This window comes from Bacillus sp. A015, assembly GCF_053851875.1.
The window spans coordinates 73,432-95,186 of the sequence record NZ_JBSPZB010000004.1 but is presented as its reverse complement, the minus strand read 5'-3'; the positions used below and the strand labels follow the sequence as shown (position 1 = coordinate 95,186).

Below are 21,755 nucleotides of genomic sequence, written 5' to 3'. Positions count from 1 at the left end.
AGAAGAAAAGAAATATAAAAAAAGCATGTGCCCATTGAGAGCCCATGCTTTTTAAGTTGTATTTCTTAAGTAAACATTCTAAGTAAGATCGTTGCGCAAATAACAGTTGCTGCTCCGCCAAGACGTGTAGATACTTGTGCGAAAGGCATAAGACCCATTCTTCCAGAAGCTGAAAGGATCGCAACGTCACCAGTACCGCCTAGTCCACTGTGGCAGCCAGTCACAATCGCAGATTCTACTGGATACATGTTCATTAATTTCCCAACGAAGTAACCAGAACCAACCATTGCAAGTACAACAGCGATACATACGCATACAAATGGAATAGAGATCACAGTTGCTACATCATCAAGCGGAATGTACAGAATGCCAAGACCAACCATAAGAGGCCATGTGAAGCTTCTTGAAACAAACTTGTAGAACTGCTGTGAGCCATTTTGAAGATGCTGAGGCATCACATTTAAGTATTTGATTAATGCTGCAAGAACAATCATTAAGATTGGACCTGGAATATGAACAAAGCTTTCTAACAAACCACCAAAGATGAAGGTTGTACAAGCAACGAGTACACCTGCACCCATTAAACCGAAATCAACTTTTGCGTCCATATCTGGCTGCTCAAAAATTTCGTTTGCTTCTTTCGATTTTACAAGACGGCCATTCCCGTTAAGTTCAGGACGTTTTTCACCAAGCTTCTTCATTGCGCCAGCACAGATAATGGCAATGACATTCCCAATAACAGCAGCAGGAATTAATTGAGAAATTAATGACTCTGCTGATACACCAAGAATTTGTGAATAAGCAATAGATAATGGCAAAATCCCTTCTCCAACACCACCGGCAATAATCGGTACAATGATAAAGAAGAACGAATGATGCGGTGTGTAACCAACTAAAAGACCAACAAGAATTCCGGCACTCACAGCTGCAATTGTACCTGCAACAAGAGGAACAAACATACGAATAAGGCCTTGTACTAAAACAGTTCGCTGCATCCCAAGAATACTACCTACTACAAGAGCAGAAATATAGAAGTAAAGGAAGTTAGACGTTTTCATAAGAGACGTAACCGCTTCCAACGAGTTCGGATTCAGAACATGAAAAAAGACCAGGAACGATGGTACGAATAAAGAAAGAATCGCTGGTCCACCAATATCTTTTAAGATTGGAATACGTTGTCCTACATCTCCAAGGAAAATCCCTAAAATCATAATAACAGCGAAACCACCGAGCATATTTGCTGGAATTTTATTAAAATAAGCGGCAGTTAAAATAATCGCTGCAAGTACTAAATACACAGGAAGATCAATAACACCAATTTTCCAAGACATGATCTTTCGGAAAACGCTTTTATTATTGTCAGAATCATTTGTAATCGATTTCAATTGTTGTGCATTAGCCACATAAACACCCCCAAATGCTATTTGTCTCAATTGTAGAAGATTCAATGACACTCTTCTATTTATTAAACTAAATTAAGTGTAATAAAAGTAAAATAAACAGGAGGTTTTATCGTTTTTATCATACAAAAATCCCTGAAGATAGTTTGTCCTTCAGGGGATTGATCATACATCGTATTTATCGTTTTCCTTTTAAATAAGGTGTGCCAAGTGCTTTCGGTGCATCTGCACGTCCGATGAAGCCAGTAAGTGCTAGGATCGTAAGCACATATGGGGCAATGAGCATGTACACGTTCGGTATATCTTGAAACAGCGGTAAGAGAGAGCCGATGATGCTTAAACTTTGTGCAAATCCAAAGAATAAAGCAGCGCCCATTGCGCCGAATGGATGCCATTTACCGAATACAAGCGCAGCTAAAGCGATGAATCCTTGACCAGTAATGGTCGCATGTGAGAAATCAAGCGCGATGGTTGAAGCATAAACAGCCCCGCCAAGACCGCCAAACAGACCACTAATGAAGACGCCAATATAGCGCATCCGGTACACTTTGATCCCCATTGTATCAGCAGCCATTGGATGCTCACCAACTGCACGGAGACGAAGACCAAACGGCATTTTAAATAAAACGAACCAAGCAACAACCGCAAGAACTAATGCAAGTATGGATGTATAATAGACATCTTTAAAGAAGATATCACCAATAATCGGAATATCACTTAAAAGGGGAATATCTCCTTTATAGAAAGGCTCTGTAATTTTATCAGTTTGTGCTTTTCCGTAAATGAGTTTCACGACAAACAGTGTAGCGCCAAGCGCAAGCATGTTAATGGCAACACCACTAACCGTTTGATCTGCTCTAAACGTAATGGTCGCAACAGCGTGAATAAGTGAGAACAATCCGCCAATGACCATTCCGACGAGAAGCCCAAACCACGGGGTCAAGGCCCCAAACGTATCAGCAAAAAATAAGTTAAAGATAATACTGGAAAATGCTCCGACGACCATCAAACCTTCAAGACCGATATTCACAACACCTGATCTTTCTGAAAAGACGCCTCCAAGAGCGGTTAAAATAAGTGGTGCAGCATAAACAAGTGTAGCTGGGACGATGATTTCAAGAATTTGTAGAAATCCCACTTATTTTCCCCCCTTTTTCTTCATTTGTTGAATGACAAGACGGATAATATAGCTTGAGGCGACGAAAAGAATAATGATCGCAATGACAATATCAACGACCTCAGTCGGTACGCCAGATTCAAGCGGCATATTTAAAGCACCGACCTTCAATCCACCAAGTAATAGTGCAGCAAGAACGACACCAATGGCTGTATTTCCGCCTAATAAAGCGACGGCGATTCCATCAAAACCTACGCCAGTAAACGAGCCTTTAATGGAGGCATATTCAAACGTGCCAAGCCCTTCCATAGCGCCTGCAAGCCCTGCAAATGCACCTGAAATGAGCATGGCATAAATGATATTGCGGCGAACGTTCATGCCGGCATAATGTGATGCCTGCTGATTCATCCCAACAGCACGTAATTCAAATCCTTTAGAGGTTTTTTGAATAATGACCCACATCACGACCGCAGCAATAATGGCAACAAAAATACCGTTATGCATTCGTGAGAAATCGGTCATTTGCTCAAAAAATCCAGAGCGAAGCGATGCAGTGGCATCAATTTTTTCTGTTTTATCTTTATTGCTTGTTAAGACATTAGAGATCAAATAGTTCGTCACATGAAGAGCGATATAGTTCATCATGATAGTGACAATGACTTCATGAACATAAAAACGAGCCTTTAAAAACCCGGGAATAAAGCCCCATAATGCACCTGCGGCAGCAGCCGTGATGAGTGCGAGAGGCAGGTGGATATAGGCAGGTGCATGGACGGTTGTTCCGATCCATACAGCAGCTACCCAGCCAATGAGCATTTGCCCTTCTACCCCGATATTAAAGAGGCCTGTCCGAAATGCAAAGGCAACAGCAAGTCCTGATAAAATATAAGGTGTAACTTGTCTGATGGTTTCTCCCATATAATATGTTTCACCGAAGACGCCATTCCAAAGGGCGCCATAGCCTTCGATGACACTATAGCCGCTTGCAAGCATAATAATGGCCCCAACGAAAAGACCAAGTACAATGGCTATAAGCGGAATCAGCAGATTTGTTAAGCGATTAGACATTTGCTTCTTTCCCCACTTCCTGTTGCGTACTTCCAGCCATTAATAGACCAAGCTCCTGCTCGGTTGTTTCTTTTGGATCAACAATGGCAATTATGCTGCCTTCGAAAATCACAGCAATCTTATCACTGACATTGATAATTTCATCAAGCTCAAAGGAGATGAGCAAAACGGCTTTGCCTGTGTCTCTTTGTTCAATGAGACGCTTATGAACAAATTCAATCGCACCAACATCAAGTCCTCGTGTCGGCTGAGCGGCAATTAACAAATCAGGATTTCGGTCAACTTCACGGCCGATAATGGCTTTTTGCTGGTTACCGCCTGACAGGGCTCGTGCTTCTGTATATTCACTCGGTGTCCGTACGTCATATTCAGTCATGATTCGTTTTGCTTTTTGATAAATGTTTTTCATATTCATTAAGCCAAACTTCGAGTAAGGACGCTGATAATATGTCTGCAAGGAAATATTTTCTCCAATTGAAAAATCGAGAACAAGTCCGTGCTTATGACGGTCTTGAGGAATATGTCCAATACCAGATTCGGTGACCTTACGAGGCGGGAGGTTTTGAATGGCTTTCCCGTTTAGCATGATCGTGCCAGATTCTGATTTTTTCAGACCTGTGATGGCTTCAATTAATTCAGTTTGACCATTGCCGTCTACCCCAGCAATTCCAACAATTTCGCCAGCCTTCACTGAGAGGCTCAGATGTTTGACTGCTTCGATGCCTCGTGCGTCTTTTACAGTCAGATCTTGAATTTGAAGCACTTCCTCAGCAGGAGAGGCTGCTTTTTTGTCTGTTTTAAATGAAACTTCCCTGCCGACCATTAAGCTTGCAAGCTCGTCTTTATTGGTGCTTTCCACATCAAGTGTACGAATGCCCTGGCCTTTTCGAATAATGGTGACGCGATGACAGGCATCCATAATTTCTTTCAGCTTGTGGGTAATTAAAATAATGGATTTGCCTTCATTGATTAAATTTTTCATAATTTGTATGAGTTCTTTTATTTCTTGAGGTGTTAAGACGGCTGTTGGTTCGTCGAAGATCAAAATGTCAGCGCCGCGGTAAAGTGTCTTTAAGATTTCTGTACGCTGCTGCATTCCAACAGAGATGTCAGATACTTTTGCGGCAGGGTCTATTTTCAAACCATAGCGGTCAGAAAGCTCTTGCACTTGCTGTATGGCTTGTTCTTTATCAATCTTTCCAAACTTCTTTGGCTCTTTCCCTAAAATGATGTTTTCAGCAACAGTGAATGTATCGATAAGCATAAAGTGCTGATGCACCATTCCGATGCCTAAATCACTTGCATCATTTGGACTAGAGATGGTAACAGGTTTTCCGTGTACCTTGATTTCACCTTTTTCAGGCTGATATAGTCCGAAAAGCACGTTCATAAGCGTTGATTTTCCAGCGCCGTTTTCACCAAGCAGCGCATGAATTTCGCCCTTTTTTAGCTGCAGCGTAATATTGTCGTTTGCTACAATGCCAGGGAATTCTTTGCGTATATTCAACATTTCAATGACATAATCCACAGGTTTAACCGCTCCTTTTTTAGGGTGCTGATGAAGATAAAAACTAGCAAAAGAAAAGCTGCAAAACAAGGCTGCAGCTTTTCTTTTACCACCTTTTACGAATAAAGAGGAGGTAAAGGAGAGGTAAGGGGATAAGGCGCGCTTATCCCGATGCTCAAATTAAGCTTTAAAATCTTTTAGTTCATCACGTGTTGCAGGGATTTTGACTTCGCCCTTGATGATCTTTTGTTTCCATTCTTCTACTTTCTTCAATACATCTTTGTCAAGGTTGTCCTGAGATGGAGAGATGTCAACGCCGCCTTCTTTCAGACCGTATGTGATCACTTCGCCGCCAGGGAATTTACCTTCTTTTGCTTTCGTCGTTAAGTCTTGTACCGCTGTGTCTACTTTCTTAATCATAGAAGTAAGGGTGACACTTTGCTTTGTTCCAGGTACTTTTCCTTCGTCATACTGGTCTTTATCTACACCGATGACCCAAACTTTACGGTTAGGATCAGCTTTTTTCAGGTTTTTCGCTTCTGTGAAGACACCAGTTCCAGTGCCGCCAGCTGCATGATAAATGATGTCGACGCCAGATTTGTACATACTTTCAGCTGTTGCTTTACCGATGTCTGCTTTGTCGAATGCACCAGCATATTTCACTTCAACTTTTGCTTTCGGGTTAGCTGCTTCAACGCCTGCACGGAATCCAACTTCGAATTTTCTGATTAATTCAGAGTCAACGCCGCCAACAAAACCGATTTTGTTCGACTTTGTAGAAAGAGCAGCTGCAACACCAACAAGGAATGATCCTTCGTTTTCGTTAAACATAATGCTTGCTACGTTGTCTTTTTTTACTACTGCATCAACGATGCCAAAGTGATTATTTTTACGTTGTTCTGCGATTTCACTAATAGAATCTTGCATTAAGAAACCAATTCCATAAATGAGGTCGAATTTCTCACGAGCAAGTGTGTTTAAGTTTGTTGTATAGTCAGCATCTGATTTAGATTGTAAGTAATCAAAACCGTTTTTACCTTTTGTTAAATTGTTGTCTTTCCCAAATGCTTGGAGACCTTCCCAAGCTGATTGGTTAAATGATTTGTCATCGACACCACCGACGTCAGTTACCATTGCAACAGTGAATTGATCTTTATCTTTTTTGCTTTCACCGCTGTTTGAGCCAGAGTTGCCGCATGCTCCAAGGATGGTTCCTGCTGCTACGACGAAGGACAATGCTAGTCCAATTTTGCGCTTCTTCAAAACATAACCCCCTATAAAATTTAAAAGTTTCAGAAAAGTCTCGCGAAAAATGGCCGACCTCTATCTTCTCTTCCTTGTGAAAAGGGTATTTTATCCTGATTTCTCATGAAACTTATGGAGCGAAGGAGAGAAGATGTAAGACATCAGACTTATATCTCGTTGAACTAATCAATCATAATTTATCATTTCCGATCGAATAAATAAATAGAAATTTGTTTTATTTTTAAAAAAATGTTAAAAGGCTTCATTCGATGTCTTTTTATAGACTGAAATATGATATAATGCCGCTTTTGCAATGTGGTCTATTACAGTGGAACTACTGATATCAAGGGGTTTGTTACATCGCATGCCATAAAAAACATCTGGCCTTTGTGAAAGGTCAGATGCGTCAAATTATAGATATTGCTGGATCAAATTCATATTGCTTGTATTGAGTTTATATTGGAAAACAGGACGTCCAATTGTCCCGTACGCCATTTCCACATCAACTACTTCGATGTCCTCAAGGAATTTCAAGTATTTTCTAATTGAGACTTGAGAGATTTCTGTATGATTGGCTAGGTCTTCGGTCGTGAAAGCCTGCTGACTAAATGATTGAATGCTTGTCCAGATAAGTTTGAGGGTGCTTTTGGTCAGGCCTTTTGGCAGAAGGACTTTTTCTGCCTCTGCTTTTTTATGAAAGAGCTTCGCATCTAAATCATTTTGCGAGATGCTGTTCATCGATTGGTACAAGGCGTGTTTTCTTTTATACTCTGCCAAAGCTGATTGGAATCGTTCGAACTCAAAGGGCTTGATTAAATAATCAACGGCTCCGTTTCGCATCGTTTGCTGCACAACGTTGACTTCATTCGCAGCAGAAATGACGATGACATCAACGGAATGATTTTGCTGACGAATTTCTGATAATAGCGCCAGCCCATTTTGTCCAGGCATATAAATATCGAGCAGTACAAGATGAATGACTTCTGTTTTTAATAATTCTAGTGCCTTCTGAAAGGAGGTGGCGATCCCCTTTAACTCAAAGCCATCTATTTGACTCAAGTAGCGTTTGTTTAGCTCCCCAACCATTGGATCATCTTCTACTATTAACACATTAATCATGTGAATCCTCCTTTTGTTTATACGGAATGCGGAGACTAAAGGTCGTTCCTTCTCCTTTTTCACTCGTGACAATCATATGTCCGTTCAATTTTTTGATGCTTTGGTCAACGAAGTAGAGCCCGAAGCCTCTGTCTTCTCCTTTTGTTGAAAAGCCTTGATCAAACATGATGTTCTGTTCTTCTTTTGTCAGACCGGCACCTGTGTCTGTGATTTCAATATGAAGCTGCTCCTGGACGTATCGGAATGAGATCGAGATGTTTCTGATTTCTGTATGAGAAACAGCATCGAGTGCGTTATTTAACAAGTTGCCGATAACGGTAATGAGATCATGCGTCACTGCTGGGTCCTCTGTGTTTGGGACTTGTGTGCTGCAAATGACTTCTAAGGTAGCGCCTTGTTCCCTGATGTAGCTTTGTTTTCCTAGTAAAAATCCTGCTAAGACAGAGTTTTTCACATGGTTGATGATTTCATTTGTTTCTGTTTGCTGATAAATCGCAATCTCTTTGATATAGGTGCCAAGGTCATCGTAATTTTTGAGCTGGACCAATCCTAAAATCACATGAAGCTTGTTCATAAATTCGTGTGACTGGGCACGAAGGGCATTGGCATACATCTTGACGCCGCTTAGCTGCTCAGCGAGGTGTTTGACTTCTGTTTTGTCACGGAAGGTAGCAATCGCCCCAACAATCTCACCTTTTACCGTAATCGGCACTTCGTTAAAGACAAGTTCCAGTCCATTCATTCTCACGTCACGATCAAGCAGCGGCTTGCGTGTTTCAATCACTTGCTTTAAGCCGCTTGAAGGGAGGAGAGTCTGAACATCTTGTTCTCTAGGGTCAACTTGAATGCCCATATTATGAAAGAGGCGTTTGGCTTCTAGATTGGCCAGCTTGATCTTACCGTGCTGATCAACGGCAAGAATTCCTTCTTTTGTTGATTCTAGCATGGCGCTTCGTTCTTTTAATAATGTGGCGATTTCATCTGGCTCCAGTCCAAACATAATCTTCTTCACTTTTCGTGCAACAATGAGTGCACCGATAATACCAGATAGAAGGCTAAGTGATGTGACGAAGTAGAGCGGGAGTAAGCTTTGATGAATAATCAAGTCAATTTCCTTTAACGTAATCCCTACTGCCACAGCCCCGAGCTGCTTTCCGTTTTGATCATAAACAGGAACAAAAGCACGCATGGATCTGCCAAGTGTGCCAGAAGCCGTGCTAATATGTTCTTTACCCCGTAATGCCGGTTTTTCATCACCGCCAGCAAACCGCTTCCCGATCTTTTGCGGATTCGGATGTGTTTTGCGGATGCCATTCATGTCCATGACGACAACAAATTCGGTTTTGGTGATTTGCTGAACACTTGTTGTATATTCACGCAGTGCTGAGTATGAATGATTTTCTAATGATTTCGCTGTGATCGGTGCCTCTGCGACCATTTTGGCAGTGGAGAGGGCAATGTCACGTTCCTTCTGATGAATGTTCTTGGCTGTTTCCGACCATATCGTAAAGAATGTGATACAAAGGGAGATCAGGACAACGATACAGACAAAGATCGTCAGCCGTGTTTGCAGTCTTAAAGTTTTTTTCACGAGTATACCCCTAACGCACGATTTTTTCGTAATAGTAATACTTTAACGGGAAAATGTAAGTTTGTGAAGGAATGTACGTGCAAAATCACAAATTTGATGTTGTTCCCATTTTACGTTGAAAGTATCTTGTCAATCCGTTTTAAGTGAGCCATAATAAATGTGAGCTTATGAGAAAGGAACTATTTATGAAAAATACATATTTGACTGGATATTTTCCGCTGATTTCTATTTTACTATTCAGCTCTGCTTTTTCGATTTTCACAGTAGGCATCATCACTGATTTCTTGACTCAGGCAGGTATTTTAAAAGGAATGCTGGAGTTCTTTTCAGAACAGGGCATTCGTCTTGCTCTCTTTGCCGCATGTGCACTTATTTATTTTATGATCTTATCTGCTTTAAAACTGATTGCAGATACGGTTTTAGAGTTGGCTTTACTCTTTTTCGCAAAGGATCCTGAAGGGGAGAACTTAAAGAAAATTAGGATTGCATCCGTTGTTTATTTGTTTGCCAGCTTACTTGCATTTCTCTTGACGCAGCAGCTTATTCTGCTTGTGGGACTTTTTGTTTTAGCAAGTCTTGTCTATTTTATCTGGGTTATTGTACGCATTTATCAATCGCTCTCTATGCTGAATTTAATTGGATTTATGATGTTTATTTTGCTATTTTGGGCCACGTTTTTGATCGGCATTTTGTACTTATTTATTAAGCTTTATAACAGTGTGATGGCGAGTCTGCCTGCTTAAACAGACGAAAGAAAGCATCCTCCGATGATGGAGGATGCTCAGCGTGTAGACAAACCCTCGCATTCGGTGTCAGTCCTGCGTGCCGGTGCTCACGAATGTCAAATTCGCTCCAGTACTCGTCCTTCCTAGACTGCAAAGGTTTTCAGGTCACGCTGAAAAGAAGACAAAGGGCTAAAATAAAGATCATTTTAGCCCTTTGTCAACAATCTGAGCATCCTCCAATGATGGAGGATGCTTTTTTATGAAAGAAACCGTTTTTGAATATCGGGTGTAGGCATCATACAGGATGTTTTTTGCCCAAACCATTTGTAGCGGTTTTTCGCAATCAGCTGATAAAACCAATCACGGATTGGGCGCGGAATGGCAAGAAGGATAGAGCTCCATCTGTATATCCCTTTTAAATGCCGCGTGGCTTTTAAAATGCCTGTCGACTTTGTATAAAGAGTGCCTTCCTCAATATAAATAAATGAATTGAACTCATCTAAAGGCAAACCATGTTCTTGTAAAATTCGCTGTCCTGTATCTGATTGTAAAGAAGCAAACATCATCCGCTCATTCGGATCGCGCTTAATCACAAACTGAACAGCGCCGCTGCATACGTTGCAGACACCGTCAAATAAAATTAAATGGGGTGGATGTGTTGAATGCATCGCAATCAAACCTCCTGTTTATCTGGCGTATTGCATCGTATTTTTCCAAATACGTAAGTGCGGGCTTGAGCTATAAATGGATTCAACCGTTCCTCTATCTCTTCCGACCCATACACCCATTGTGTATTGATCCGTCAGCCCAACAAACCAAATGTCTTTGTAGTCATTGGATGTCCCCGTTTTACCACCGATGTAAGGGGAATTGAAATTCGCTTTTTTCCCTGTTCCACTTTTCACAACGGAGGTAAGCAGTTTGCGCATCGTTTCATTTGTACGCTGAGAATACACTTGCTTCGGCGATTCCTTCCATTTGTAAAGGGTTTTGCCGTTTAAGTCTGTCACCTTTGTGATTGAATGACTTTGCGTGTAGGCACCTTGATTGCCAAAGACGGTATACGCATCTGTTATTTCTAGCGGTGAGAAGCCTTTCGTAAATCCTCCAAGTGCAGAAGGAAGGCGATAATCATCCGCTACAATATGTTCGAATGAGAACTTCTCTAAATAGCTGAAGCCTTTTTTGACACCGACTGTATCCAGCATTCGGATTGCAGGGGTATTGTAAGAATTCTTAAAAGCTGTTTCAAGTGTGACCGTTCCATACGTTTTATGATTATAGTTCTGCGGACAGTATCCGCTGCTGCAAAATTTGCCGGCACTGATGGTGCTTGAAGCCGTTGCCCCGGTTTGATCAATATAAGGACCATAGTCTAAAAGCGGCTTAATCGCAGAACCGGGCTGTCTTTGCGCTTGATAGGCGTAGTTGAAATCAAACTTTTTGTAGTTTTTCCCGCCAGCAAGTGCAACAATTTGATGGGTTTCATGGTTAATGACTGCTGATCCGCCTTCCACACCTTGATAAGGCAATTGAGCATTGAGCTGATAGACCGCTCTTTGCTGTAAGGAAGGATCAAGTGCTGTATAAATCTTCACGCCATCCTGGAGCAGGGCACTGACCTTTTCAGATAATTCTTTTTGAATGGCTTTTTTCGCTCCTGCTGTTTTGGCCTTCTTCAATCGTTTTGTAAAGCCTTCCTGATCAGACACAAGATCGGTAAATTCCTCATTGGCATATGTCACATAGTCAGGGTAAAGATTTTTCTTTTCACTTAAGGACAGGCTGATTTTTTCTTTGACGGCTTTTTTGTATTGCTTCTTGGTGATGACGCCATCTTTTTTCAAAATACCGAGCAGCCGTTCTTGGCGTTTCTTTGTGTGTTTGAATTGTTTCAATGGGTCATACAGCGTTGGGTTGTTTGGAATAGCAGAGATAAATGCCATCTGTGCCAGCGACAAAGAACTAAGCGGCTTATCAAAATAGTAATTAGCCGCAGAACCCACACCGTAAACACCATTACTGAAATAAATCGTATTTAAATAGCTTTCGAGAATTTCATCTTTAGTGAATTTACGCTCTAGTTCATAGGAATAGAGCAGCTCTGTAAACTTTCGGCTGAACGAACGTTCATGGCTTAAATATAAGTTGCGGGATAACTGCTGTGTGATGGTACTGGCTCCTTGGCTAATGCCATGGTTTTTGACATTTGCGGCAAGGGCGCGAACAACTCCCATAAAGTCAATGCCTTTATGGTCATAAAAGTTGCGGTCCTCTGAGCGGAGGAACAGCTCCTTCACAGGATCAGGGATTTTATCGTATTTCACGAAAACTCGGTTCTCATCGTTCGATACGATCTCGGAGATAAGAGAACCATCCCGATCATACATATAACTGTTTTGGGAAAAATCTATCTTTTCCAGCTTGATTTTTTGATCAAGCACTTCGTTAACAGGCTTTACACTTGCAGCTTCTTCCTTTGATAGATAAAAAGTCAGAACAAATAGTGGGATGAGGGCAGCAAGTAATAACCAACCAATGATTGCACGAAACATGAGGTCACTCACTTTCTTCAGATTTCTAGCCATATCGTACCATTCTTTTGCGAATACGAGAAGGTTATTTTTAGAAAAGAACGGGCGTGAAGTCTAGTAGAGAAGGCATCTAGACATGAAAAAAGAGTATTTGATGATGGATCAGACACTCCTTTCTTTTGCCTTTGAGTGTGAGCGAACCACCCATAAAAATAACGCGCCAAAAAGAAAAATGACGGCGGTCACATAAAAGACAGCTGGAATCCCGTAATGGCTCGCTACAATGCCGCCAATGACTGGACCGACGACATTCCCGAGAAATCGGAAGCTGACATTGTATCCGAGCACTTCCCCTTGCATGGAGGCAGGTGCTTTGATTCGAATATACGCCGTCGTACACGGAATAATCCCGCCTAGTGCCATCCCGTACAGAAAACGGAAAATGACTAACATCACGTAGGAATCCGCCATTGCTTGCGGGATGAATAAAATAGAGGAGAGGATGAGAAGGGCAAGCAGCACCTTATCGTGTCCGATTCGATCTCCAAGATCTCCCCATTTTCGCGTAAACAGCAAATTTCCAAGTCCTGTTGCAGAAAACGCCAGTCCTGCATAAAAGGCGAGATTGACTGGGCCATGCAAATCATGAATGTATAAAGCTAAAAGTGGCTGAATACTAAAGTTCCCCACTTGCGTAATAAACGTTAAAAGCATCGTGACCACAAGCAAAGGCTGTTTGAAAATATGAACGATGACATCTTTTCGTGAGTAAGAAACGCGCTTTGCTTCTTTTGACCGAATCGGCTGTTCCTTCACACCGAAGATAATGACAATAGCAGACACATAAATGACAGCGGCTGTTAAGAAAAACGTATAAATGAAGCCAACGCTGTCTGCCATGAGTCCGCCCATTAATGGACCGAACAATCCTCCGGCGACATTACTCATCTGCATGGTTCCTAATGTTTTACCGGCAGTTGCCTTTTCAGTCTGAGCAGAAATCAGCGCCATTGAAGTAGAGATAAAGCCTGTTACAAGCCCCATGAAGAGCCGCAGTGCGAATAGCTGATAAACGGTTTGAACAAGCCCCATTAATAGAATACTTGTGGCAATCCCAATGCCGTTAATCAGCAAAATCTTTTTATAGCCGTGCCTGTCACCAATCCGTCCCCAAATTGGAGAAATCAGAAAGGCCGTTAAAAACGTGACCCCAAAGACATAGCCGCTCCATCTTTGGACAAATTCATTCGAATAGCTGCTATCAAGAGATTCTATGTAAAGTGATAAAAAAGGGACGATCATTGTAATGCTGGCAGATACAAAAAAGTTCACAAACCACATGATGTACAAGTTTTTTTTCCTGTTTGTGATAGAGACCACCTTCTTTATTTATTTCGTGTTCCTTAATAATTATAAAGGAAAATAAACGATCTTTCATCTGATGAATAGGTTGGGCATAGTGAATCTGCATTATTTTCAAGAAAATGAAGTGATTTCAAGATCCGTCTTAATATAATGATATCAGGATGAAAAACAGACGAGAAAGTGGGGTGAGACTGGTGGAACAGAAGACGCTGCTTGTGGTCGATTTTGAATTTACGATGCCTGATGGAAAATATCATCCGCAAAATTTTTTCCCTGAAATTATTGAGGCTGGGGTAGTGAAAGCAACAAGTGAAACGATCATAGACACCTTCTCAAGCTACGTCAAACCGAAAAAGTTCCCAAAGCTGACAAAGCGTTGTAAAACTTTTCTCGGAATTACGCAGCAGGATGTAGAGAGCGGGATTTCATTTGAGGCGTTGATCGAGAAGCTCGTGTCACTTGATGGGGGTGAAGACTGTGAAATTATCACGTGGGGAAATATGGACATGAAGGTATTGAAGCAAAACTGTATGCTCAATCACATTGCCTTTCCTTTTAAAGGAAAGCTGCGGGACCTCGCTTTTGAATATAAAACCTTTTTTGGTGATAGAACACTTACAGGGCTGCGAAAAGCAGCAAAGGAGTACGGCAGTGAAGGGGCTGGTAAGCATCATAAAGCACTCGATGATGCCATGACCACTTATCAGCTGTTAACCCTTTTTGAAAAAGACAGAGCCTATGTGGAAAATCCGCAAACAACCAAAATTGGTGAACTCATCGATTTCTCTCACTTTTTTGATTCGACTGATTAGCGGGCGTCTTCTGGAAAATAATCTTTTTCAAGAGAAGATAGGCACGCTCTTGATTTTTCAGCCCATTTGGAATCATCCGCACTAAGCGCTTTTTTCAATTTGTCTACGGCTTCTTTCAGTGACAATTGATAATCGGGTATGTTGTCATCGTAAGGCTTCACCATATGATGAGGGATATTCGTCTGTTCTCTATGGGCCAAAGCTCGCCTCTCCTGAAAAAAAGGCACGTCTGCTTCTTTAGGATGATGCAAGTCGCCTTGAGTGGGATGTGTCAGAACCGCTTTTACTTGAACGAGATAGGTCGATGGTTTAACTGCGGTCACTTCCCCAACGTAAACACCTGTTTTGTAAAAACCTTTCACAACTTGTCCAATTTGAATGTCTGTCATGTGAAATTCCTCCATTTCCTTCTCGCGGGAAGGTATTTCCTTTCTTTTAGCCAATATAGTGAAGTAAACGAGCAAAAGGGGGGAATGGCGAATGATGTCGTTCATCGCACTCTTTCTACTGTATTTTCCTGAAGATAAAAGGGAGTACATCCCAGCGGCAATCACCACGGTGCTTTTCTTTATTGCTGCATTTATTTGCTTTCGTCTGATCGTTCGTGCGTCTAAGAAGCAGGAGCAGATAGACGAAAAAAGGACAAAAAAAATGGATTGATCATTTTCTCCTTGTGTCTTCAGGAAACTTCACGGTGACTGTTGTACCAGACTGCAGCGAGCTTTTGAAACGAATGGTTCCATGGTGATTTTCTATGATAGAAAAAGTCACTGTCAGCCCAAGTCCAGTCCCTTTATTTTTCAAGGTGTAATATGGTTCGCCAAGCTTTTTCATTTGGCTTTCTGTCATGCCTACACCGTTATCAACGAAATAAAGGCATATTTTATGATTTTCTTTTGAAGCAAAAAGTTCAATTTTCCCTTCGTGATCGGGGGCTGCTTCAATCGCATTTTTGATTAAATTAATCATGACTTGTTTGATCTTCGTTTCATCACCTTGAATGTATAAGTCTGGTTCAATGGATTGATGAATCGTGACCGATTTAAAATTCGCATAGGATGTCATCAGTGATGCACATTCCTCAAGTAATTTAGACAGATTGAGAGATTCAATTTGATAATAGTTTTGTTTTGCAATATCAAGATAACTTGTAATAATGTCCTGCGCGCGATCTAACTCGGACAGAACGAGGTTTTTATAATCTTTATTGGTCGACGGTTCTTTTGCATTGTCACTAGAAAAAAGCAATTGAATAAACCCTCTCACAACTGTAAGCGGATTGCGTACTTCATGGGCGACACTTGCAGCGAGTTCACTCACAATGGTCAGTTTTTCTGACTGGACGAGCTGTGTTCTCATTTGCGCATTTTCTTTGACGAATTCAATGGAATAGATACTTAGCACAAGAAAGAATATGTAGTAAAGAGTTGAGAAAAATAACTCAAGGAACTTTTGCTGCATAATAAAAGCTGGGCTATATTCCATTAAGCTGACCACAAACAGTCCAATGTAAATGAAGATTCCTTTGGATAGACCAATGAGTACTCCGTATAACAGCTTTTTCATCTTCGAATATTGACGCCATTTCTTGTAGAACAGGAAAGGGATGAAAAAGTAAATCGGTACAACGATGAGTCCAACCCATAAGAAAGAGCCATACATCACGAATTTGACAATGGAGCTAAACAAGATAGCGACGATTCCAGCAGTATACCCTCCGTATAAAATGGCAAGTACAAGGGGAATCGATTGAAGCCCAGTCTGCAAATCTAAAATCGAACCAACTGGATACATAATACATAGTGCTGAAGAGATGGATGCAAATATTGTGATGAGCAGTTTATTCCTTTTTGGGAAATGAGCAGGGGTCCGGCTTAGCCATAGCGCATGATATAAAAAGATTGGAAATAGAATAAAAGATACATGGAGCAGAAAATCCTTGAACATTTCCATTTAAATGCTCTCCTCGTAAATAATTGTCATTCCTCTCATTATATCATTTCATGTACAAAGTAGATATGATAAAAGAAGGGTTTTTTTCTTTAAAAAGAACACCCGCTAGGATGTTCTTTTGTATAACTGGTCTTATGTGGCTGATAGAGTGAACGCTTGATGAAGGCGTTTTAAACCTTCTTTCACCGTTAGTGCAGGACAGCCGAGATTCATCCGAATAAAGCCGTCTCCTTCATGCCCATAAACATGTCCAAGCTCTAGTATGACTTTCCCCTTTTTCAGCAAATTCCGTTTCAATTCCGCTTGAGTCAATTGATAATCACGAATGTCCAGCCACAATAAATAAGAAGCATCTGGTTTCATATAACGCATATTCGGAAGATGTTCGTCAATATAGTCCATCGCAATCTTCATATTGTTTTCGAGATAAAGAACAAGTGAATCAAGCCATTCATCTCCCAGGCGATATGCCGCTTCCATCGCAGGAATGGCAAATGCATTCAGTTTGGCCAGCCCGTTTCTTTGCAATTCATTGGTAAAAAGGGTTCTTTTTTCTTCATCAGAAATGATAATGGCAGATGCCTGAAGCCCAGCTAAATTAAATGTTTTACTCGGCGCAATACAGGTCACTGTGATATTTGCTATGTTGTCAGAAAGACTAGCGAAAGGCACATGCGGCTTCCCGGAAAGCATCAGATCAGAATGAATCTCATCTGAAACGACTGTGACACCATGCTGCACACATAAGTCTCCCACTCGTTTTAATTCGTCTTTTGACCACGCTCTCCCAGAAGGATTATGCGGATGACAAAGGAACATCAGCTTCGCTTGTGGTCTGCTCAGTTTTTTCTCTAAATCATCAAAATCCATCATGTAGCGGCTGTTTTCTATTTTTAAAGGATTGGTTGAGACAGTACGTCCATTTCTTTCAATCATTTGATAAAAAGGCGTATACACTGGAGACTGAATGACCACTTCATCATTCGGTGCTGTAAAGGCTTGGACAGCAAAACTAAGTGCCGTCACGATACCTGGTGTGAAGGTGACAGCATCTGTCTGAATCGTCCATCCATGTCTTCTTTTGAGCCAGTCAGCCACTGCCTGCTGCGTATCCTGATCCTGAAATGCATAGCCAAATACGCCGTGATCTAATCGTTCTTTTAATGCATCAAGGACGACCTGGGGCGCTTTAAAATCCATATCTGCCACCCACATCGGCAGTGCATCTGTTGTAAGGAACAAAGACTCTGCTTGATCCCATTTCACTGATTTTGAACCTTTACGTATGATCTGTTCGTCGAAATTCATGAAAACCACCTCTAGCCGTTTTTCAACCATTGTTGGTTGTGCTAAAATAAACATCACAAAATTTATTATAAGCGGTGATACCCATGAAAGATAGTCAAGCTGTAGAAGAGATGATTCAATTCATTAAGGCATGGGACCCTTTTCATTATGGAGAGGACTTTTATGAAACGGAGCCTGCTGACGTCATCAGTGCATTATACGACGCAGAGAACCCGTTATCTTTAGCAAAAGAGATTCAAGCCATTTACCACCACTCATTTGAGCAGCTTCTTCCGATAGAGAGCTGTCAAGATATAGCGAATCAGCTTTTTGTCATAAGAGACAGCAGCTCCTGCTCACGCTAAGACAGGCTGAAATTGCCGATTTGATCAGACACAAAGATCGGATTTTCCTCAGGAATGAGGTGCCCGGTTTTTTTTAATGCAAGTAAGGTCGAGTGCGGCAAATCTTTGTGCAGTCTTTCGCCTACTTGAATGGGAACGATCCGATCTTCCTTGCCCCAAATGAGCAGCACGGGTGTCTCCATTTTCTTTAGGACATCTGACGTCAAATCACCTTCTCGGTGCCGCACCAAACGTAAAAGACCTCTAAAGATTTTATCATCAGAAAAAGGCTTTAAATATCCGTCCACCATCTCTTGATCAATAATCGAATGATCATGCACAACAGCGGTTAAATTTTTCATAATGCCTTGCTTTAAAAGCTGTCTTTTTAGAAATAGATAAAAATAAGGAATATACGTGCTGTAAACATGCGATCTTTTGGACTTATTCAAATACCCTGAGCTGCATAAAAGTACCGCCTTTTCAAATAGGTCTGGGCGTTCAGAGGCAGCGTATAAGGCAATTTGTCCGCCCATTGAATGCCCGACTAGAATCGCATGCTGAATCTGCAAGTAACCGGCTAGTTCAATAATGATTTTGCCCATGTTGCGATAGCTGTAGATAAAGGTATTCGACTTCTCGGACTGCCCAAATGGAGGCAGATCGATCGCAATTAAATTGAAATCTTGTTTCAGAAGCGGGATGAGCTTTCGATAGCTGAAAGTAGAAGAGAAGAGGCCGTGAATTAAGATCAATGTCTTCTTTCCCACATTTGGATAGTGCTCGTAATAGATATTTAAACCGAATTTACTTTTCATATAAGCGGGCTGAACAATGTCCACATTCATCACTCCGTTACTTGATACTCACTCTCTGTTAGGTGACTGTATTGTACCCTAAAAAGTGGATTTTAAGCTACGATTAGAATCTTTTCCCTGCTTAGCATAATGGGAAAAACGTGCTATAATGTTCAGAAGCTTTTTTAAAACTAGCTTTTACAATCAGAGGTGTGAAATCAAATGAAACTAACAGAAAAAGAAACTGAAATATTAGAGATTTTAGATGAAAACAGCCGCGCCGATTTAAACACAATTGCGAAAATGGCAGGTGTGACAACAGAAGAAGCCGAAGCCATTATTCAAAAACTTGAAGATCAAAAAATCATTATTGATTATTCGACCATGATTGACTGGCGTAAAGTGGATGGTCACGAAGGCGTCACAGCCATGATTGATGTGAAAGTGACACCGAAAAGAGGTGTCGGATTTGATGAAATTGCTGAACGCATTTACAGGTTTCAGGAAGTGGAGTCCGTATATTTAATGTCAGGTGTATATGATCTTTCTGTTGTGATCCGCGGGAGATCCATGTCTGACATTGCCCGCTTCGTATCTGAAAAATTATCGACACTTGATTCCGTTGTTTCAACAACTACCCACTTCATTTTGAAAAGATATAAACATGATGGGAAAGTGTTTGAAACAGGAGACGATGACAAAAGAATCGTGGTGTCTCCTTAAATGAAAAAGTCTTATTTATCTGAAACGGTACAAAGCATTCAGCCGTCAGGTATTCGGAAATTTTTTGATCTCGCAGCCACAATGGAAGGGGTTATCTCCCTCGGTGTCGGCGAACCAGATTTCGTGACAGCTTGGAATGTCAGAGAAGCAAGCATTATGTCATTAGAACAAGGGCTTACCTCTTATACGGCGAATGCAGGTCTGTTATCTTTGCGAAAAGAACTGAGCCACTATTTATATAAGCGGTTTCACATCGATTATAGTCCTGAAGAAGAACTCATTATTACAGTAGGCGGAAGCCAGGCTCTCGATTTGGCCTTTCGCGCAATTTTAAACGGCGGCGATGAAGTGATCATTCCAGAGCCTTGTTTTGTAGCATACGGGGCACTTACGACACTTGCAGGCGGAGTACCTGTCTATTTAAGTACATCGGCTGAAAAAGATTTCAAAGCAGATTCTGCTGATCTTCGCAAGAAGCTGACGCCGAAGACAAAAGCCATTTTACTGTGCTCTCCATCAAATCCAACAGGATCTGTTTACTCAAAGGAAGAGCTCGAGGATATTGCCCAATTTGCAAAAGAGCATGACCTTTTAATCATCACTGATGAAATTTATGCAGAGCTGACGTACGATGAAGCTTTTACAAGCGTTGCGGCGATTCAAGAGATGAAGGAAAGAACGATCTTGATTTCAGGCTTTTCAAAAGGGTTTGCCATGACAGGCTGGCGCTTAGGATATGTGGCAGCACCACCTGTCCTGCGCGATGCCATGCTGAAAATACATCAATATTCTATGATGTGTGCTCCGGCTATGGCACAATATGCGGCAGAAGAAGCACTGAAAAATGGACTTGAAGATGTAGAGAAAATGAAGAAAAGCTACAGAAGGCGCCGTAATTTGTTTGTTGGCTCCCTCAATGAACTAGGACTGACATGTCATCAGCCAAACGGAGCGTTTTACGCTTTCCCATCCATTAAAAGCACGGGCATGACTTCAGAACAATTTGCTGAGGAACTGCTGCTAAGCGAAAAAGTAGCAGTTGTCCCTGGAAATGTATTCGGTCCGAGCGGTGAAGGTCATATTCGCTGTTCATATGCTTCGTCACTCGACCATCTTCAGGAATCACTGTCAAGAATCCAGCGCTTCTTGCAGGATAGACAAGTGAAAAAAGAAGCACCGGTCATTTTAAAATAAAAAAAGGCATCAATCCATATGGACTCATGCCTCTCAAATTAGGGGGAATACTAGAAAGCATTCTTGTTTTCAGGTATTCCCCCTTTTGATATCATCTAAACCCTTTTAAAAAATATTTTGCGTAACTGACCGTTCTATGATATAGTTTTTAATTGCGTATAAACGAATATTAAAACATTTATTTAGGAGTTGTTATCATGGCGACAAAGTTTGAAGTAGGCAGTGTTTACACTGGTAAAGTAACAGGATTACAAGCGTATGGTGCGTTTGTTGCATTAGATGAAGAAACTCAAGGACTTGTGCATATTTCTGAAGTAACGCATGGCTTCGTAAAAGACATCAACGAGCATCTTTCAATTGGTGACGAAGTTCAAGTGAAAGTTCTTTCTGTTGATGAAAAAGCTGGTAAAATCAGCCTTTCTATCCGTGCTACACAAGAAGCACCTGAAAGAAAAGAAAGCAAACCAAAGAAACAAAGACCACAGCAAGTGAAAGAAGAAGCTGCTACGCCACAAGGTTTCAATACACTTAAAGATAAACTTGAAGAGTGGATTGAGCAATCTAACCGTAAAGACTTAATCAAGAAATAAAAAAGCACCGCTTCAAACGGTGCCTCAGGCTGCCTTATGTGGGCAGCCTTTTTATGTCTTTTTGTTTAGCGAACCTCTGGATTCGGCTCGTCACGGACAGCTCCTTCACTTGGCTTGAACAATAGACCAAGATTGACAAGACCTGCAATTCCAACAAGACCATAAATAATACGTGATAATGCAGAACCTTGACCGCCAAAGATCGCTGCTACTAAGTCAAATTGAAAAAAGCCGATTAGTCCCCAGTTAATAGCACCAATAATCGTGAGCACGAGGGCAATACGCTGAATAGCACTCATCGTGATTCCTCCTTTCGCTACAGCATCAATACATTTATATTTTGCAGATTTTCAGCCAAACTATGCGTAAGAAAATGGATTAAAG

Annotated in this window: 22 protein-coding genes; 7 read left to right on the top strand and 15 right to left on the bottom strand. The window is 41.3% G+C overall.

Going from position 1 to position 21,755, the window contains the following annotated elements:
* Positions 1–65: 65 nt before the first annotated feature.
* The 7 genes from ACSLGF_RS04995 to malK all read right to left on the bottom strand — a co-directional run bounded on the left by ACSLGF_RS04995 (position 66) and on the right by malK (position 9,047).
* Positions 66–1,403: a 2-hydroxycarboxylate transporter family protein gene (locus ACSLGF_RS04995; RefSeq protein WP_456003062.1), complete on the bottom strand. Its 1,338-nt coding sequence runs from the start codon at positions 1,401–1,403 to the stop codon at positions 66–68.
* A gap of 175 nt (positions 1,404–1,578) precedes the next feature.
* The gene (locus ACSLGF_RS04990) at positions 1,579–2,538 is read right to left on the bottom strand and encodes an ABC transporter permease (RefSeq protein ID WP_456003060.1); all 960 of its coding nucleotides are present in this window, start codon (positions 2,536–2,538) and stop codon (positions 1,579–1,581) included.
* On the bottom strand, positions 2,539–3,585 hold the full coding sequence (locus tag ACSLGF_RS04985; protein WP_456003058.1) for an ABC transporter permease: 1,047 nt from the start codon (positions 3,583–3,585) through the stop codon (positions 2,539–2,541).
* A complete protein-coding gene (locus ACSLGF_RS04980; protein WP_456003056.1) occupies positions 3,578–5,113 on the bottom strand; it encodes an ABC transporter ATP-binding protein in 1,536 nt (511 codons plus the stop codon). Before ACSLGF_RS04980 ends, ACSLGF_RS04985 begins: the two co-directional genes overlap by 8 nt.
* Positions 5,114–5,272: 159 nt before the next feature.
* Positions 5,273–6,355 carry a BMP family lipoprotein gene (locus tag ACSLGF_RS04975; RefSeq protein ID WP_456003054.1) on the bottom strand — a complete coding sequence of 361 codons (1,083 nt, stop codon included), beginning with the start codon at positions 6,353–6,355 and terminating at the stop codon, positions 5,273–5,275.
* Between the two features lie 393 nt (positions 6,356–6,748).
* Positions 6,749–7,456 carry a response regulator gene (locus ACSLGF_RS04970; RefSeq protein ID WP_456003052.1) on the bottom strand — a complete coding sequence of 236 codons (708 nt, stop codon included), beginning with the start codon at positions 7,454–7,456 and terminating at the stop codon, positions 6,749–6,751.
* Positions 7,449–9,047, bottom strand: a complete 1,599-nt coding sequence (malK, locus tag ACSLGF_RS04965; protein ID WP_456003050.1) for a malate sensor histidine kinase MalK — start codon at positions 9,045–9,047, stop codon at positions 7,449–7,451. The genes ACSLGF_RS04970 and malK overlap by 8 nt, the downstream gene beginning before the upstream one ends.
* 185 nt (positions 9,048–9,232) lie before the next feature.
* Here malK and ACSLGF_RS04960 point away from each other — a divergent pair, with 185 nt between their 5' ends.
* Positions 9,233–9,790, top strand: a complete 558-nt coding sequence (locus ACSLGF_RS04960; RefSeq protein ID WP_099727102.1) for a YufK family protein — start codon at positions 9,233–9,235, stop codon at positions 9,788–9,790.
* Between the two features lie 239 nt (positions 9,791–10,029).
* Here ACSLGF_RS04960 and ACSLGF_RS04955 read toward each other — a convergent pair whose 3' ends face one another.
* From ACSLGF_RS04955 to ACSLGF_RS04945, 3 genes are all read right to left on the bottom strand, one after another.
* The gene (locus tag ACSLGF_RS04955) at positions 10,030–10,440 is read right to left on the bottom strand and encodes a thiol-disulfide oxidoreductase DCC family protein (protein WP_456003048.1); all 411 of its coding nucleotides are present in this window, start codon (positions 10,438–10,440) and stop codon (positions 10,030–10,032) included.
* An 18-nt stretch (positions 10,441–10,458) separates the two neighbouring features.
* Entirely contained in the window at positions 10,459–12,360 is a 1,902-nt protein-coding gene (locus ACSLGF_RS04950; RefSeq protein WP_456003046.1) for a transglycosylase domain-containing protein, read from the bottom strand.
* Positions 12,361–12,468: 108 nt separating this feature from the next.
* The gene (locus tag ACSLGF_RS04945) at positions 12,469–13,647 is read right to left on the bottom strand and encodes an MFS transporter (RefSeq protein ID WP_456003271.1); all 1,179 of its coding nucleotides are present in this window, start codon (positions 13,645–13,647) and stop codon (positions 12,469–12,471) included.
* Between the two features lie 218 nt (positions 13,648–13,865).
* Between ACSLGF_RS04945 and kapD the strand changes: the two genes are divergently transcribed.
* Positions 13,866–14,483, top strand: a complete 618-nt coding sequence (kapD, locus tag ACSLGF_RS04940; protein ID WP_456003044.1) for a 3'-5' exonuclease KapD — start codon at positions 13,866–13,868, stop codon at positions 14,481–14,483.
* On the opposite strand, the gene ACSLGF_RS04935 is transcribed toward kapD, so the two are convergent.
* On the bottom strand, positions 14,480–14,872 hold the full coding sequence (locus tag ACSLGF_RS04935) for a kinase-associated lipoprotein B (protein ID WP_456003042.1): 393 nt from the start codon (positions 14,870–14,872) through the stop codon (positions 14,480–14,482). The genes kapD and ACSLGF_RS04935 overlap by 4 nt on opposite strands.
* A gap of 91 nt (positions 14,873–14,963) precedes the next feature.
* Between ACSLGF_RS04935 and ACSLGF_RS04930 the strand changes: the two genes are divergently transcribed.
* A complete protein-coding gene (locus tag ACSLGF_RS04930; protein WP_034317217.1) occupies positions 14,964–15,143 on the top strand; it encodes a hypothetical protein in 180 nt (59 codons plus the stop codon).
* On the opposite strand, the gene ACSLGF_RS04925 is transcribed toward ACSLGF_RS04930, so the two are convergent.
* Together ACSLGF_RS04925 and ACSLGF_RS04920 are read right to left on the bottom strand one after the other, a co-directional pair.
* Positions 15,144–16,436 (bottom strand): ATP-binding protein, encoded by a 1,293-nt coding sequence (locus ACSLGF_RS04925; RefSeq protein ID WP_456003040.1) that lies wholly within the window; start codon positions 16,434–16,436, stop codon positions 15,144–15,146.
* A gap of 132 nt (positions 16,437–16,568) precedes the next feature.
* Complete coding sequence (locus ACSLGF_RS04920; protein ID WP_456003038.1) at positions 16,569–17,744, bottom strand: MalY/PatB family protein; 1,176 nt, start codon at positions 17,742–17,744, stop codon at positions 16,569–16,571.
* A gap of 83 nt (positions 17,745–17,827) precedes the next feature.
* On the opposite strand from ACSLGF_RS04920, the gene ACSLGF_RS04915 reads away from it, so the two are divergent.
* Positions 17,828–18,088, top strand: coding sequence for a DUF1871 family protein (locus ACSLGF_RS04915; RefSeq protein ID WP_456003037.1), 261 nt, complete (start codon positions 17,828–17,830; stop codon positions 18,086–18,088).
* Here ACSLGF_RS04915 and ACSLGF_RS04910 read toward each other — a convergent pair.
* Positions 18,085–18,909 (bottom strand): alpha/beta fold hydrolase, encoded by an 825-nt coding sequence (locus tag ACSLGF_RS04910; RefSeq protein ID WP_456003035.1) that lies wholly within the window; start codon positions 18,907–18,909, stop codon positions 18,085–18,087. The genes ACSLGF_RS04915 and ACSLGF_RS04910 overlap by 4 nt on opposite strands.
* Positions 18,910–19,086: 177 nt before the next feature.
* Here ACSLGF_RS04910 and ACSLGF_RS04905 point away from each other — a divergent pair, with 177 nt between their 5' ends.
* The 3 genes from ACSLGF_RS04905 (at position 19,087) to yugI (ending at position 21,371) form a co-directional block, all read left to right on the top strand.
* Complete coding sequence (locus tag ACSLGF_RS04905) at positions 19,087–19,587, top strand: Lrp/AsnC family transcriptional regulator (RefSeq protein ID WP_456003033.1); 501 nt, start codon at positions 19,087–19,089, stop codon at positions 19,585–19,587.
* On the top strand, positions 19,588–20,781 hold the full coding sequence (locus tag ACSLGF_RS04900) for an aminotransferase (RefSeq protein ID WP_456003031.1): 1,194 nt from the start codon (positions 19,588–19,590) through the stop codon (positions 20,779–20,781).
* 197 nt (positions 20,782–20,978) lie between these two features.
* Positions 20,979–21,371: a S1 domain-containing post-transcriptional regulator GSP13 gene (yugI, locus tag ACSLGF_RS04895; protein ID WP_003213420.1), complete on the top strand. Its 393-nt coding sequence runs from the start codon at positions 20,979–20,981 to the stop codon at positions 21,369–21,371.
* A 65-nt stretch (positions 21,372–21,436) separates the two neighbouring features.
* On the opposite strand, the gene ACSLGF_RS04890 is transcribed toward yugI, so the two are convergent.
* On the bottom strand, positions 21,437–21,670 hold the full coding sequence (locus tag ACSLGF_RS04890; RefSeq protein ID WP_456003029.1) for a DUF378 domain-containing protein: 234 nt from the start codon (positions 21,668–21,670) through the stop codon (positions 21,437–21,439).
* Between the last annotated feature and the right edge of the window lie 85 nt (positions 21,671–21,755).